Origin of the sequence: Oryzomonas rubra, assembly GCF_008369015.1 — a bacterium.
GTDB classification, from domain to species: domain Bacteria; phylum Desulfobacterota; class Desulfuromonadia; order Geobacterales; family Pseudopelobacteraceae; genus Oryzomonas; species Oryzomonas japonica.
Genome location: NZ_SRSD01000008.1, coordinates 1 through 13,940 on the forward strand (window position 1 = coordinate 1; position 13,940 = coordinate 13,940).

The 13,940-nt window shown below is 55.2% G+C and carries 14 protein-coding genes and 2 pseudogenes; 3 read left to right on the top strand and 13 right to left on the bottom strand.

All coding sequences use genetic code 11. The features are described from left to right. Positions 1-454, bottom strand: a pseudogene (locus ET418_RS12875) (hypothetical protein); the annotation flags it as partial. Positions 455-1,253: 799 nt separating this feature from the next. Here ET418_RS12875 and ET418_RS12880 point away from each other — a divergent pair. Continuing rightward, positions 1,254-1,490 carry an FmdB family zinc ribbon protein gene (locus tag ET418_RS12880; RefSeq protein ID WP_149308140.1) on the top strand — a complete coding sequence of 79 codons (237 nt, stop codon included), beginning with the start codon at positions 1,254-1,256 and terminating at the stop codon, positions 1,488-1,490. Between the two features lie 216 nt (positions 1,491-1,706). Further along, on the top strand, positions 1,707-2,573 hold the full coding sequence (gene galU, locus ET418_RS12885; RefSeq protein WP_149308142.1) for a UTP--glucose-1-phosphate uridylyltransferase GalU: 867 nt from the start codon (positions 1,707-1,709) through the stop codon (positions 2,571-2,573). 52 nt (positions 2,574-2,625) lie between these two features. On the opposite strand, the gene ET418_RS12890 is transcribed toward galU, so the two are convergent. The 4 genes from ET418_RS12890 to ET418_RS12905 form a co-directional block, all read right to left on the bottom strand. Further along, entirely contained in the window at positions 2,626-3,009 is a 384-nt protein-coding gene (locus ET418_RS12890; RefSeq protein WP_149308144.1) for an exosortase system-associated protein, TIGR04073 family, read from the bottom strand. A 1-nt stretch (position 3,010) separates the two neighbouring features. Beyond that, positions 3,011-3,427, bottom strand: coding sequence for an exosortase system-associated protein, TIGR04073 family (locus ET418_RS12895; protein WP_149308146.1), 417 nt, complete (start codon positions 3,425-3,427; stop codon positions 3,011-3,013). Between the two features lie 73 nt (positions 3,428-3,500). Next, positions 3,501-5,780, bottom strand: coding sequence for a DNA polymerase domain-containing protein (locus tag ET418_RS12900; RefSeq protein ID WP_246153064.1), 2,280 nt, complete (start codon positions 5,778-5,780; stop codon positions 3,501-3,503). Between the two features lie 256 nt (positions 5,781-6,036). Then, positions 6,037-6,636 carry a peroxiredoxin gene (locus tag ET418_RS12905; RefSeq protein ID WP_149308148.1) on the bottom strand — a complete coding sequence of 200 codons (600 nt, stop codon included), beginning with the start codon at positions 6,634-6,636 and terminating at the stop codon, positions 6,037-6,039. Positions 6,637-6,822: 186 nt separating this feature from the next. On the opposite strand from ET418_RS12905, the gene ET418_RS18655 reads away from it, so the two are divergent. Then, positions 6,823-6,948: a helix-turn-helix domain-containing protein gene (locus tag ET418_RS18655; RefSeq protein ID WP_420819526.1), complete on the top strand. Its 126-nt coding sequence runs from the start codon at positions 6,823-6,825 to the stop codon at positions 6,946-6,948. Between the two features lie 309 nt (positions 6,949-7,257). Here the strand turns inward: ET418_RS18655 and ET418_RS12915 are convergent, their stop codons facing one another. The 8 genes and pseudogenes from ET418_RS12915 to ET418_RS12950 form a co-directional block, all read right to left on the bottom strand. Then, positions 7,258-9,114: a heavy metal translocating P-type ATPase gene (locus ET418_RS12915; RefSeq protein ID WP_338045092.1), complete on the bottom strand. Its 1,857-nt coding sequence runs from the start codon at positions 9,112-9,114 to the stop codon at positions 7,258-7,260. Between the two features lie 78 nt (positions 9,115-9,192). Next, a pseudogene (locus ET418_RS18555) lies at positions 9,193-9,321 on the bottom strand (heavy-metal-associated domain-containing protein); the annotation flags it as partial. 239 nt (positions 9,322-9,560) lie between these two features. After that, entirely contained in the window at positions 9,561-9,932 is a 372-nt protein-coding gene (locus tag ET418_RS12920) for a YkvA family protein (RefSeq protein ID WP_246153065.1), read from the bottom strand. Between the two features lie 142 nt (positions 9,933-10,074). Beyond that, on the bottom strand, positions 10,075-10,473 hold the full coding sequence (locus tag ET418_RS12925; RefSeq protein ID WP_149308150.1) for a DUF302 domain-containing protein: 399 nt from the start codon (positions 10,471-10,473) through the stop codon (positions 10,075-10,077). 473 nt (positions 10,474-10,946) lie between these two features. After that, on the bottom strand, positions 10,947-11,330 hold the full coding sequence (locus ET418_RS12935; RefSeq protein WP_149308154.1) for a hypothetical protein: 384 nt from the start codon (positions 11,328-11,330) through the stop codon (positions 10,947-10,949). A 69-nt stretch (positions 11,331-11,399) separates the two neighbouring features. Then, complete coding sequence (locus tag ET418_RS12940; RefSeq protein ID WP_149308156.1) at positions 11,400-12,770, bottom strand: sensor histidine kinase; 1,371 nt, start codon at positions 12,768-12,770, stop codon at positions 11,400-11,402. Further along, a complete protein-coding gene (locus ET418_RS12945; RefSeq protein ID WP_149308158.1) occupies positions 12,763-13,455 on the bottom strand; it encodes a response regulator transcription factor in 693 nt (230 codons plus the stop codon). Before ET418_RS12945 ends, ET418_RS12940 begins: the two co-directional genes overlap by 8 nt. Beyond that, complete coding sequence (locus tag ET418_RS12950; protein ID WP_149308160.1) at positions 13,452-13,862, bottom strand: ArsR/SmtB family transcription factor; 411 nt, start codon at positions 13,860-13,862, stop codon at positions 13,452-13,454. The genes ET418_RS12945 and ET418_RS12950 overlap by 4 nt, the downstream gene beginning before the upstream one ends. Positions 13,863-13,940 lie beyond the last annotated feature (78 nt).

Sequence of the window (13,940 nt, forward strand, 5' to 3'; positions counted from 1 at the left end):
CCTCGCCATTCAGGTCAAAGTAGACGTTGCGGCCACCCATCACCGAGAAGGCGATCGGACCGACATTCTTCAGGTCGATCTTGCCACCGTCGATCAGGGCCGAACCCGCCGCGTAGTTGACGAATTGCCGACCGAGACGAATGTCCACCTTGTCGAACAGGTTGCTGTAGTCGCCGTACAGGTAATAGAGCCGACCGTTGATACCCTCACCGTTGCGGACGTCGTCGGTGACACGGCCGTATCCCTGAAATGACAGCTTGCCTTCTTTGTCGATCTGCGTGACCGACAGGTTGAGATACTCTCCGAATTCGGCCTGTTTGTTGCCGGTAAAGATGTCGTTGAACCAGCCAAACTGGGTCGAGCTTCTGCCGTGAATCTCCGCCGACCACGCAGCGGTCGAGCCAAACATAACCGCTGAACAGGCCAACAGGCAGAAAAATCTTTTACATGTCATCAGAAACCTCCTTTCATGTAATCTCAAAACTTTAAAACCAAACAAACTTCGTGCGCTTCTTCACCACCTTTCTATCCTTAATATCTGGTCAACGAGAACATTGCCAAAACACGAACACATTTTATCGCTCTGACGCGAAACGGCGGCCAACATAAGCTGCTTTTTACCGTTAAACGCAAAGCATCAATCGCATAATACATTGAAATAAAATTACGACGAAATCGAATAAGAATGAAGCGTTTGCAAAGTTTACCGGCAAAATCGCCATATCACGCGTCTAGCCGCGATATGGCGATTTCACGGGGCGGGCAATCTCTGCCGCCCCAATCGGCACGACGGCACAAGACAACCAAAAAATGTATTAATTAAAGCAAGTTATGTCTTAAAATCCCCTCACAGTGGCGCAAATACGAGTGTTACCCCGTATTCGCGACCGATAATTATTGCACAAAACAGGCCAACAATATTTGTAACTTGCTGATAAGAGTATTGTTTTAGAAAAGTGGCGAAAAAATAACAGGATAGAAGGTTGCCACACGATGACTGCCGGCAAAGATCACAATCACGGGGGGCGGTTCTCCGCGATTTAGCGCAGCGACAACGCCAACTCACCGATACCCCCGCGCCCTATGGCGGAATTGCCCACGCAGCAAGTGAGGGTCGTAGGCCGTATACAAACCGATACTAAACGTGAGTGTAAAAGTCAAGCATCGACATTGACAAATAGGTCGCATAGTTATTACTATACTTTGAGCACCAAAGAAAAACCGATCAACCAAGGAGGTTGGAATAAGGAGTTATGCCTGTCTACGAATATTGTTGTTCAGCCTGCAACCACCAGTTCGAGCTTCGTCAAAAATTTTCCGATCCGCCGGCCAGTGAATGCCCCAAGTGCGGCGGGGCCGTGCAAAAAATGATATCCTCCACCTCGTTCAGCCTGAAGGGTGATGGCTGGTTCAAAGAGGGATACTGCCACAAAGCGGATGGCCCCAAGCCCGCGGCCTGCGCAGGCGGAAACTGTTGCGGGGGGCACTGATCCCCCGGCGTTTACCTTGAAAATCCCCCGTTTGGGGGATTTTTTTTGTCGAAAACCATGTGCCGGCTCCCGGCAGCCCTCAAAATGTCTTTACAAATCACCGGGTTGAAACGTAGTATATACTGCCGTTCCGGCCCGTTCATCACAGGGTTATGCCCCGGGGGGGGCGGCAGAGAGAGCGACCAGCCGAAAACCGAACTAGCGAGAGGGGCTCACATGAAAGTCAAGAAAGCGGTATTCCCGGTCGCCGGACTCGGCACCAGATTTCTGCCCGCCACCAAGTCCTCACCCAAGGAAATGCTGCCGTTGATCGATAAGCCACTGGTGCAGTACGTGGTCGAGGAAGCGGTCGCTTCGGGAATCGAGCAGATTCTGTTCGTCACCGGCAGGGGTAAGCGGGCCATTGAAGACCATTTCGACATCTCCATCGAATTGGAGTCGCATCTGGAGGAACAGGGGAAACTGGCGACCCTGAAGGCCATCCGTGAAATAGCGGAGATGCTCGATATCTTTTATGTCCGCCAGAAAAAGGCGCTCGGGCTGGGGCACGCCATCCTCTGCGCCAAGGACTTTGTGGGCAACGAGCCTTTTGCCGTCCTGCTGGGTGACGACATTATCGACAGCAAGCGCCCCTGTTTGCGGCAACTGCTGGATGTCTTCGAAGAGCGTGCAGGTTCGGTGCTGGCGCTTGAGAAGGTCCCCCTGGAGAATATCTCCTCCTACGGCTGCGTAAAGGCGGACCGGTTATCCGAACGCGTCTTCCAGGTGGAGGACATGGTGGAGAAGCCCAAACGGGAGGAGGCGCCTTCGGACATGGCCATTATCGGCCGTTACGTCTTGACGCCGCGGATTTTCGGGATTTTGGAGCAACAGGAACCGGGCAAGGGGGGCGAGATTCAGCTTACCGATGCCATCCTCAAACTTTCAAAGGAAGAATCGGTGTACGGCTGTCTTTTCGAGGGATTACGCCACGACTGCGGCGACAAGTTGGGCTTTCTCAAGGCCACGGTGGACATGGCCCTGAAACGGAGCGAGTTCAAGGTTGAGTTCGAGCGCTACCTGCATCAGAGACTGGCGCAGTAACTGCCCCGGCGCAGCCCCAAGGGAAACGTCCCGGGGCTGCACGCCTGGCCAGCTATTTCCGTTCCTTCTGCCAGACGTATTCCGGTTCGAAATAGGGGGCATAGAAACCGGGGAAGGGAAAAGGGAAGGTGAGGACCTCGCCCACGCCGCTCAATGTTCTGACAAGCGTCATGCCGATCCCCTTGAGAGGCCCGACGGTGAGTCCCATCCCGACCCCATCCTCGTGAAAAGTCTGATAGACCTGCTTCGGCAACTCCCACCATCCCAGAGTAACATTGGATACCCCGCGAACCATCTTGACAGACATCCCCCCGACCACCTCCTGGGGCGTCGAGGTTTCCACCGTCTTGAACTGGTCCGTGGCGCGGGACGGTTGCGCGCAGAGGCTTACCGCCAGAAAGAGGCCCGCTGCCACCAGGGAACGAATCCGCCGCATGCTAGTGCGCCTCCTGCTGGGAAGGCTCCGTACCGCTTTGTGAGGAAACTGCCGACGTATCCCGCTTGGGCTCCCAACCTTCCCACACGTAGGCCGGGTCGATCATGGGGTCGTAGTAACCGGGTTGGGGGACAAGGAAAAAAACCGCCTCCGTCACGCCGATGAATCCCCGGTACAGCGTCATGCCGATCCCCTTGAGCGGACCAACGACATACCCGACCTTTCCCATATCGCGGACGGTCAGTACCGACTGCTTGGGGATTTCAACAATGCTGGTGGCAAAATTGGTTACGCCGCGGGTAAATTTGACGGCCATCTTTTCGGCGATCATCTCAGGCTGCTGATCGGCTCGGGCCATAACCGGAACCGTCAGTACGACGGCCAGTAGCATAACGGAAAGCAGCAGGTTCGTCTTCATGGCATCTCCTTTTGTCCGCGATTACTGTCTTTATTAGCCTCTTACCACAAACGACCTCTGCATGCAAGAAGGTTCACAGGTCGAAAAGCGTTGGCTCCTTGGGGAGATAAGGCTCGAAGCGCCGTTTGAGGTGACGCAGCTTGTCGACGTAGTAGGGTATGTTAATGTCGGGGCGCTCGGGGACGAAGGCGCCCACGGGGCGGCAATGCTCGTACGCCGTCGCGTCCCGGCCCGACCCGCCGACATAGTAGCTGACCTGATCGCCGGCCCGGTAGACGCGCTGCGACGCCAGGGCGATCTCGAAGGCGGCGGCAGGGTTGCGCCGCCCCTTTTCGACCTTCTCCCGGTATGTTGCCGGCGACTCGTTGAGCGTCTCGGTGCGGGCAACCCATGCAACATCCAGATCCCTGGACCGGAGGCGGGTCAGATACCCCTGGTACAGCCGCTCGATATCCGCCGATGATCCGGTCAATAGCAGCGTAATGGCCTCACGCATGAACTCCCGCAGATAACGTTCCAGCCCCCGGGAACGGAGTCCGCTCCCCCTGATGACGACCCGGCCGTCATAGCCCAGGAGGGCGTAGTTCTTGGCCTTGTAGGCGAACATGGACCGATACCTGCCGTCCATCTCCACCTCGATCCCTTCGGGAACCCCCTGGGATACCCGTTCCACAAGGGCCGCCTCGTCGGCCTCCGTAACGCACGAGTCCGGCGGCCTGAAGTAGATCCCGTCCGTATCCACCTCCACCGGCACCGCCCCCTCCGCCTTCAGCAACGCGATCATGCTCCTGATGGTCAGGCGCCCCAGGCGGGTCACCTCGGCGGCGGCCTCGGGGTCGGAAAAATTGTGCAGCGGAGCCCCCAGGTAGCCGAAAAACGAATTGATCAGCACCTTGAAGACCTGTTGCAGGGCATCGTAGTAGTGGCGCTCGCTCTCGGCGGCGCTCTCCCGGGCGGCCCGCTTTGCCTCCAGCCGGAAGCGGCGCAGCTCCGCCAGCATCGGGAGGAAAAGCCCCAGGGTATCCTTGACCGGGCCGAGCCGGTAGGCCAGCATCAGGGAGGGGTAGAGCGACGCCACGTCGCAATGGACGATCGGCCCCGAGACTCCCTGCACCGCACTCTCCGTGTATCCCCCCTCGAAGGCGGGCGCTTCGCCGGTGCGTTGGGGAATAGCATGGCCACGGTGCAGGTACTCCCGCAGAAAGAGCGCATTGATCCGGGTTGCGTTGCCCCGCAGGGGGCAGTTTTGAAAGGAGTAGGGGAAGATGCGGGTCTGCAGGAACCAGGGGTAGCCCAGCAGGCGGAACAGGGCCAGGGTCTCGCGCACATCGTCCAGGTTATAGCGGTAGAGCAACTCAGGGTCGTGGTCGAAGGTTGCGGCAATCCCGTTCCCCTCCAGGTAGACCCGCTCGTCCGCGGCGATGCCGAAATGCCGGGCCACCTGTTTCAGGCCGTGGCTTTCCAGGCTGCGCAGCGAGATGTCGTAGAGCTGCACCAGAAAATAGGTATCGATGATATGGCGGCCGTACACATCCCACCGCGGATAGTCGATGACCTTCTCCGCCAGGGCCCAGCGGGAATTGGCCGTGATGTGGGGGGCGGCGCCGTTACGGCCCCAGGTGAGGCGGATGCCGTGCAGCGCGGCGCGCGTGGCGATGTACTCCAGATCGAACCGGAAGATGTTGTGGCCGATGATGACATCCGGGTCGCAGGTCCGGATCGCCTCGTTGAGCGCCCGGAGCATGGCCGGCTCGTCGAGCAGGTCGCCGCGCAGTACGGTTTCCTGGCCGTGGGAATCCTTGAGGGCGATGGAGACGATCCGGTCTTCCCGGCGTTTTGGGTTCGAAAACTCGAACCCCTCGGCGCAGTAGGTTTCTATATCCAGCGCCAGGCAGCGCAGGTCGCCGAACTCCAGCCCCTTGAACAGCGTAGCGCCGGTGGTCAGCAGGTACTGGTGGGAAAGGTCGGAGATGAACAGGTAGGGGGCATCGGCGCTGCCGGCAGGTACCCCGGTTTTGGCGGCCAGGAAGTCCCGCGCCGTCAGGCAATCGCCCCACGAATCGAACAGGAGTTGGAACCGGTAGAAATCGTCGCCCGCCAGTTGACGCACCGAGCAGGGCGCCCGGCAACCGCTCACCAGGGCCGGGTCACTGAGCAGGATGAACGGGCGGAACGGCTCGTCATGGAACTGGACGCCGTGGCCGGCCCTGAAGAAGAGGCGCATAAACGGACCCGCCGGCTCCACGGCAAGGATGCCGGTCCGGTTGTCATGGCCGAACAGTAACGGGTTATGTCCCATATCGCTCATCTGCATGGCGGCGACTCTCTCTAAGAGGTTGTTAAAAACAGCCATCTCGCCGCCGTCCTCGAAGTCCCTTTGTGCGGCGTAGCGCTGCTACGCCTCCGCGGGGCCTTCTGCGGGTGCGACGATCTGACTATTTTTGAACAACCTGGGCTTTTCAACAGCCTACAAGTGTGCCGTGGTTACTGGCGGCTGAACAAAAAAGGCGCAGCAAGAATGCCGCGCCTTTTCACAAATGGTGCCCGTATGGCCACAGGGGGATCGTGGCGTCCTTTAGCGGGCATCGGGTACACAGCATGCCCCCATGCTATTTGGCATGTTTGGCGAGGTAGCTGGCGACCCCTTCCTCTGTCGCTTTCATGGCTTCGTCGCCTTCCTGCCAGTTGGCCGGGCAGACCTGGTCGCCGTGGGTTTCGACGAACTGGAGGGCATCCACCATGCGCAGTGCCTCAGCCACATTGCGGCCCAACGGCAGGTCGTTGATGACCGCGTGGCGGATGACGCCCTTGGTATCGATCAGGAAGAGGCCGCGCAGGGCAACGGATTCGTTGAAAAGGATGCCGTATTCCCTGGCGATGTTCTTGTTCAGGTCGGATACCAGCGGATACTGGATATTGCCGATGCCGCCGTCCTCGACCGGGGTGTTCTTCCAGGCCAGGTGGGTGAATTTGGAATCGATGGAGACGCCGATCACCTCGGTGTTGCGCTTTTTGAACTCATCCAGCTTCTTGTTGAAGGCCAGGATCTCGGACGGGCAGACAAAGGTGAAGTCCAGCGGGTAGAAGAACAGCACGACATTTTTGCCCTTAAGGCTGGATATGGTGATCTGACCGAAGGTATTGTCGGGCATGACCGCATCGGCGGTGAAATCGGGGGCTTGTTGGGTGACGAGAGTAGCGATAGGCATGGGATTCTCTCCTTTTTTGGAATAGTTACATCGAATGTGTAACTAATACCAGCCAATCCGGCACCTGTCAAGAAGATAAAAATAGTCTTTTAGTCTTTTTTATTCCGAAGACGCTGTGCGACATGACAAAATATTTTGTCACAGAAAAAGTTTACCGATTCCAGGTCGATCACAACCCTTTCAGAAGTGGAACGAGAGCATATTCTCCGAGTCTACCGCCAATCCGGTTGTAACAAGACCCAGACCGCAGACTTATTAGGGATCAACCGCCTGATCCTGCGACGCAAATTAAAGGAATTCGGTATTGAGTGATGTGGCGGTTCTCCACTCAATTGTATTCTGCTCCAAGGGTTGTACTGGCCGATTGCCTTGGCCATAAGTACCCTTGGCTGGCCGGTGGGCTCTGTTTTTTCTGGGGTCGTCGCCTCCGTCTCGCAACATTATGATGATGGGGCTATACAGTGTTGGTGAACTGTTATTTTTTGTTCGTGCACCTGGATGCAGCAACATACCGGTAATTTTTATCTGTCATCATTGTTCTACTCAGGTCTTTTTTTGAATTTCCATGAACGACTGTTTGCTCCATGCATAAACTGCAAGATGTTTAATTCAAAAACCAGCTTAATTGTTATCATGTCTTTTTTCAGTAACAATGCTGCTCTCGCGCAGGCGGAGCAATCTTGCCGAATTGGACAGTATCCCCAAGTCGGGAAGCGACTGGAGTGCGGCGGCCAAAGTGAGTGGCAATAGTCCGAGGGCTGCAAGCGACAACCCCACCAAATTGTAACAGCCCGTGAAGATGAGATTTAGCCGCACAACCCTCATGGTTCTACGGGCGATCCGAAAAAGTTCCGGAACGAGGGTCCAATCCTCCCGCATCAGCGCAACATGGGCCGCTTCAATTGAAACATCACTTCCGGCCGCTCCCATGGCGATGCCCACGTCGGCCTGAGCAAGGGCCGGGGCGTCGTTCACCCCGTCACCCACCATGACGACCATATGTCCTTTGGCCTGATATTCCTTCACGACGGCAATCTTGTCTTCCGGGAGGAGGTTGGCGCGATATTGTAGCCCCAAACTTTCCGCCAGGGAAGCTGCGGTACGCTCGTTGTCGCCGGTGAGGAGCTCGATCCGACGTACCCCAAGTCTTTCCATTTCGGCAAGAGCCTCGGGAACTTCCGGGCGAAGTGTGTCGCTGGCGGCAAGCATACCGGCGGGCTTTCCGTCGCAGACCACGTATAAGGTGGTTTTCCCTTGTGCTTCAAAGTTTCCCAATTCAGGTATATATTCAGACTTAGAAATTACCCTGCTGCTGCCGACCTCGATAAGCCGGTCGTTCACCCAAGCCCGGACACCTATGCCGGGAACGGCCTCGAACCCTGCCGGCTCGCCAAGATGGAGGTTATGAGCCTTTGCCGCCTCCCGCACCGCTTCGGCCAGCGGATGTTCGGAATAGCGCTCCGCGGAAGCGGCGAATGCCAGCACCTCGTCAACTGTAAAACCCTCCAACGGGAGTACATCTGTGATCTGCGGACTGCCGAGGGTAAGGGTGCCTGTTTTGTCGAGCAGAAGAACATCGGCACGGCTGAGCGCTTCCAGGTATTTTCCTCCCTTAATAAGAAGCCCACGTCGCGCCGCTGCCCCGATGGAGGCGATCATGGCAAGAGGTGTAGCAAGGGCGAAGGAACATGAGCAGACCACAACCAGCACTGCTGCGGTTGCCAAAGGATTACGACTGAGTAGGTAGGTGAATAAAGCAACCCCCATGACCACAGGGAGGTAGTAGCCAGAAAATCTATCGGCGAAACGCTGCACATCTCCTCGGTTAGCCTCCGCCTCTTCTACAAGCTTCACCACCCGGCCAAATGTAGTATCTTCGCCAACTTTCATGGCGCGGATTCGCAGGCTCCCCAAGCGAGCGATAGTCGCAGCGAAGACCCGTGCTCCCGGTCCCGCTTCAACCGGCATCGACTCGCCGGTTATGGTAGCCTGATCCACGGTAGCCTGCCCGGCCGTAACTTCGCCGTCCACCGGGATCTTCTCGCCTGGCCGAACAACCACTGTCTCGCCAGCCTTCACTTCGGCGACAGGGATCTCCACTTCCGCTCCATCTCTCTCAACCCGTGCCGTCTGCGGGGCCATGGCGGTCAGATCTTTCACGGCACGGCGGGCCTGTTCGGCAGTGAAGCCTTCCACATACTCACCCACCCGCATGAAGAATACGACAATCACCGCAGCAGGCCATTCCCCCACTGCAATCGCAGCCAGCATGCCGATCGTCATCAGGGTATGGGATGTGACCCTTCTCCGAACCGTAGCCTTCACCACCTCGGCGAGAACCGGCCACCCGCCTGCAACTATGACGGCGAGCCAGAATAGCCACGGCACCCTCTTGGTGAGCGATCCGAAAAGCCCGAGCCATTCTCCGACGACAACCATGAAGAGGACAGCACCGAAGACGACACCGAACAAGGTCATGATGCGGCGGCTGAATCCAACGAGAGGGGAAGCCGAAGGAACCTCCACTTCTGTCGAATCAATAGCATAGCCAGCACCTTCCACAGCCTTACGGATCTCGGAAGGAGAAGTCTTTTCAGGGTCGTAGGCAATGCTCGCCCTGCGGGCAGAGAAGAGAAGTGAAACCTCCTCTACTCCAGCAACTGATCGTACGGCACGATCCACGTGCCGGGCGCATTCAGTTCAATCCATGCCCTTGATGGGAAGTTCAATGGTTTCCAATTGCTTATTCATAAGGGATTCTCTGACTTTCTATATTTGTGGAAATTTCACTAATTAAGGGCTTGTAACGTATTTTGCGTAAATGGTTTTTTCAGGTTCAGAAGTTCGGCTATTTGTTCCTTAATATTAGAGTTTATGCCTTGGTCCGTCAGGGCTTTGTCTAGCCTGTACTAATTGCTAGGCGCCTACCCCAAAAAATAACCAATACCCACTGCACAGAGCAGCCAGATAGCAACAATAACGACTGCGGCCGATTTGCTTGTTGGTTTCGTAGATACTTCATTAGCCTTCGTGCGACCTGCATCAATGACCTCAGGAGGCGTGAGTTTGATGACCATTAGTATACCAAGAGGCAAAAGTATCAGGTCATCAACATAGCCAATAATCGGAATGAAGTCTGGAATAAGGTCGATCGGACTCAAGGCGTACGCTGCTATAGTCAGAGCTAGAAGTTTTACCAGTAACGGCGTTCTCGAATCTCTGGCGATAAAATAGACCGTCATCGCATCGTGCTTGATTCGTTTCACAGCTTCTTGAAGCGTGTGGAGTACTTTCACATAGGCACCTTATAGAATTATGTCACTAATTCCAGTGGTTGAGACGTTCGGCATTCTGTCTCCAAACATAATACTGAACTGGTTCAATATGGTGTTAGTCATGTAGATGACCCTGCGTATTTGAGGCGGATAATTAAACCTGTTACAGCGCTGCGAGCACCCTCTCCATTTTTTCAGCAACTTTTTTCGCAAACGCTACCATCTCCGAATTACCGATCATGGAAAGTGCCGCCACCGGGTCCATGACCATGACAGCAGTCTTCCCGTCATCCTGTGTATAGACTACAACATTGCAGGGGAGGAGAGTCCCGAGATTTATTTCCCTGTTCAGGGCTTCATAGGCGAGTGGCGGATTGCAGGCACCGAGAATGATATAGTCACGGAATTCTTTCTGAAGCTTCTCGGTAAATTTTTTCCTGACATCAATCTCGGTGAGCACTCCGAAACCTTCTTTCGCCAATTCTTCGCGTACTTTTCTTTCAACTTCGGCATACGGCATGTCCACGGTTTTTCCGAACGCATACGGCGTTTTCAGGTCCATTTTCCCTCCCGTTCCTATTTCTAGGGTCTACTGTAGTAATGTACGCGGCTGCATTTCCCGCGCCGACTGCTAGCTTTCACCTGATTGAACGAATGCGGCCACTTCGTTTGTGAATGATCACTCTGTCCATTAATTTGTTGCCTCTGCTGAGAATGTCCGCCTGAAAATATCCAGTTTTCTCGGTTATTCTGCCGACCATTACCTCGCTGCCGGCATAGTACTCCTCAAGTGTTCGCCGAGCCTCTTCAATCGAGGTCACACTCTTGCGAGCCCCGTACCAGCCCCAATTCTGGTTATTACAATACCCGTTATAAGTGCTGTTCCAGCCTTGGTTCATGCATGAACGGCACGCTGAGGCTTCAGTGTTCAGAATGGCGGCAAGGAGTAGTGACACCCCGGCCATGAAGAGGGATTTACCTGTCATGCAATAACCATTTCTTGGGGAGCTCGAATTCCCCCAACATAATTGGATGCTACCAACCACTCATGCCGCACCCGCAGCCGGCACCCATCATTTGACGATGCCCGTAGCCACCGCCCATCCCACAGTTGACGATGCCATACTTGTCGCCCACAGCCTGCAACTGCCTTTGCAGGTTAATGATTTCCCGGCGGAGCATCGCCACCCGTTTGCCATCCGGAACGTCCATACCAAGTTCGTCTTCAAGGTCCAACTGCCTGTCCATCAGATTTTCCCTGAGCTTCAAAGTATCCTTCTGAAAGCCCCGCATCTTCTGGGTGCTCACATTTTGGCCGTTGCCGTTCATGCACCAGCCGCTTCCCCAGCCCGCATAGACGGCCGAACTTGCCAATAACGCCCCAACAACTGCGACTATCGCAACTGTTCCCCTTTTCATGACTATTCCTCCTTTGCTAGTGTAGTATCGGTATTGATGATACTAGCGTAGCAAGGGGGTATGGGAGAGTTATGAAGTAGTTGTGGAGAATTGTGGAGTTTCCGGCGCATCGGGAAACGCGAGCGAAAAGGTTGTCCCTGCTCCCTGGGTGCTGGTAACTTCGATGGTCCCACCGTGGGCATCTACCAACTCCCTGACAATTGCCAGTCCGAGCCCGAGACCACCGTCTTTACCCCGGTAGAATCGCTCAAATATCAATGGCAGCTCTTCAGCAGCAATGCCGCAGCCGGTGTCAATGACGCTGATGGTACAACCAGAGGGAGTTCGCTTTCCTCTGAGTGTAATGGTACCTCCTGGTGCCGTTGCCTTCAGGGCATTACTGATCAGGTTGATGAGAATTTGGGAGAGCCGTTCCGGATCGGCATGTACCATGATTCCATCATCGGCATCCACCTTGAACACAAACTCCTTTTCGCGAGCAGCGACCTCGAAACTCCTGGCAAGGTTATCGAATAACTGGCGAACCGGCACATCGAGAGGAGCAAGGGTGAGAACACTGGCCTGGGCCTGGAAGAATTCTTCCATGGATGCAACCACATTGGTCAGCCGATGGTTTTCTTCAAGGAGCAGCTTCAGCCGCGATTCATCGTTGGTTATCACGCCGTCCAGAATCCCTTCAAGTTGCCCACGCATGATGGTTAATGGGGTGCGCAGCTCGTGGGCAAGGTTGGCGCAGATCTGTTTGCGCAACCTGTTCTGCAACTGGAGCGTGTGTGCCATCTGATTGAACGATTGCCCAAGGATTGTCAGTTCATCGCCGCCGGATATCTCAACCCTTTCAGTAAGATTACCCTGGCTGATGTTCTTTGCCGCTTGGGACAACCGCACTATGGGCAGACTTAATCGGCGGGCAAGCAAAATGCTCAGCACGCAGGCTATGCCGCCGAGAATTACGGCCGAGTAGGCAAGGAGGCTGTTGGTCCGGCTGATGAAAAAGTTGTTACGCTTGTCGGGAAGAAATCTGACTTCCAGTTGTCCGATCTCTTCTCCATGCAGAAAGAGGGGATAGACATGGTAATCACCTTTATCATGTTCATTGCCGACACCTGACCCGGCTTGAAGACGGGCTTGTTTCTCCGGAGCAAGATAAGTCAAAGCCCTGGCCGTTTCCATGACTGTTTTGCCGTTTTGATCCCGCACCTTGGTAACCAAACCGAGTTGCAGCGCCCAGACAGCATCTTCGACCGCCATTTCACGGCCCCAGGCTTTGTTTTTCGCAAAGGCGGATTCCAGGTCGGCAACCACCCAGGAAACCCGGTCTTCCTGCTCGGCTTCAGTCAGACGGCTGAAATCGCGCACGACCAGTTCCCGGAGAAGGAGTGCTGAAGAGGTGCCGAGAACCGCCATGAAGAGCATAATGAACAGAAGTTTTTTAAACATCCCGTACACCACCGAACCGATAGCCTAGTCCATATACCGTAATGAGATACGTCGGGGCCTTGGGATTGTCTCCCAGCTTATGCCGGATATTCTTAATGTGTGAATCGATATTCCGATCATACCCGTCGAAGTGGCACCCCATCGCCTTGACCACCAACTCATCGCGGGTAAATGTCTTGAGCGGCGTTGTTGCGAGGGTAAAAAGAATCTTGAATTCTATAGCAGTTAATCGAATGTCGGTGCCGCGACATACCACAGTGTGGCTGCGATCATCAATAACCAGTTGTTCCCCGTTGAAGCTGAGCCGCATGCCGTTCTCAATATTGCCGGAACGTTTCAGCACTGCCTGGACCCGTGCCACCAATTCGCGAGGGCTGAATGGCTTCACGATATAGTCATCGGCTCCAAGGGCAAAGCCTGCCAGCCGCTCTTCTTCCGAAGCCTTAGCGGTTAATATGATGACGGGAACATCTTGCTCCTTCAACTCACGACAAATCGCTTCACCGCTCAGGTCGGGAAGCATAAGGTCGAGCACCACCAATGCCGGGGGGGCGGCCGAGATAAAAGTTATAGCCTCCCGGCCAGTAAAGGTGTGCATCACCTTGAACCCGGCTCGCTCCAGATAAGCTATTGCGACTTCCGCAATCCTGGCATCGTCTTCAACGAGAAGAATTGTAGCCGTCATTTTTCAACGTACTCCATTTCCCGCGGTGATCTTTGGGTTTTTGGTAAAGCACCTTGCGAAACGATATGACTGAGCCCTTCGCGGAGCAGGTTTCCTATATGGCTGTCGTCCAACGAGTAGTAGACAATCCGGCCATCTTTGCGGTATTTGACGACTCGCAAGGAGCGGAGTAGCCGCAGTTGATGGGAGATCGCCGACTTGGTAGTCCTCAGGAGGCTGGCAATATCGCAGACGCAGAGTTCTTCCAGGGAAAGTGCGTGAATAATCCGGACTCGCGTGGGGTCGCCGAGCACCCGAAATGTCTCAGCAAGGCGGAATAGGTTCTCTTGGGGGGGCATGGCTGTCCTTACGGCAGCAACCTTTTTCTCGTTGATCAAGTTGATAGTGCAGACGGCGCGTTCGGTCATTTATAGCCTCGATGGTTGAGCATCAGTTCAACTATTTCATTATGTGAACTACATCCCCCCCTGTCAATGTTTGATTCT

Bases quoted from the DNA above. Each gene is read 5' to 3' on its own strand.
- ET418_RS12880 (WP_149308140.1), top strand. From the start codon at position 1,254: ATGCCTGTCTACGAATATTGTTGTTCAGCCTGCAACCACCAGTTCGAG.
- galU (WP_149308142.1), top strand. From the start codon at position 1,707: ATGAAAGTCAAGAAAGCGGTATTCCCGGTCGCCGGACTCGGCACCAGA.
- ET418_RS12890 (WP_149308144.1), bottom strand. From the start codon at position 3,009: ATGCGGCGGATTCGTTCCCTGGTGGCAGCGGGCCTCTTTCTGGCGGTA.
- ET418_RS12895 (WP_149308146.1), bottom strand. From the start codon at position 3,427: ATGAAGACGAACCTGCTGCTTTCCGTTATGCTACTGGCCGTCGTACTG.
- ET418_RS12900 (WP_246153064.1), bottom strand. From the start codon at position 5,780: ATGGCTGTTTTTAACAACCTCTTAGAGAGAGTCGCCGCCATGCAGATG.
- ET418_RS12905 (WP_149308148.1), bottom strand. From the start codon at position 6,636: ATGCCTATCGCTACTCTCGTCACCCAACAAGCCCCCGATTTCACCGCC.
- ET418_RS12915 (WP_338045092.1), bottom strand. From the start codon at position 9,114: ATGACCTTGTTCGGTGTCGTCTTCGGTGCTGTCCTCTTCATGGTTGTC.
- ET418_RS12925 (WP_149308150.1), bottom strand. From the start codon at position 10,473: ATGGACCTGAAAACGCCGTATGCGTTCGGAAAAACCGTGGACATGCCG.
- ET418_RS12935 (WP_149308154.1), bottom strand. From the start codon at position 11,330: ATGAAAAGGGGAACAGTTGCGATAGTCGCAGTTGTTGGGGCGTTATTG.
- ET418_RS12940 (WP_149308156.1), bottom strand. From the start codon at position 12,770: ATGTTTAAAAAACTTCTGTTCATTATGCTCTTCATGGCGGTTCTCGGC.
- ET418_RS12945 (WP_149308158.1), bottom strand. From the start codon at position 13,455: ATGACGGCTACAATTCTTCTCGTTGAAGACGATGCCAGGATTGCGGAA.
- ET418_RS12950 (WP_149308160.1), bottom strand. From the start codon at position 13,862: ATGACCGAACGCGCCGTCTGCACTATCAACTTGATCAACGAGAAAAAG.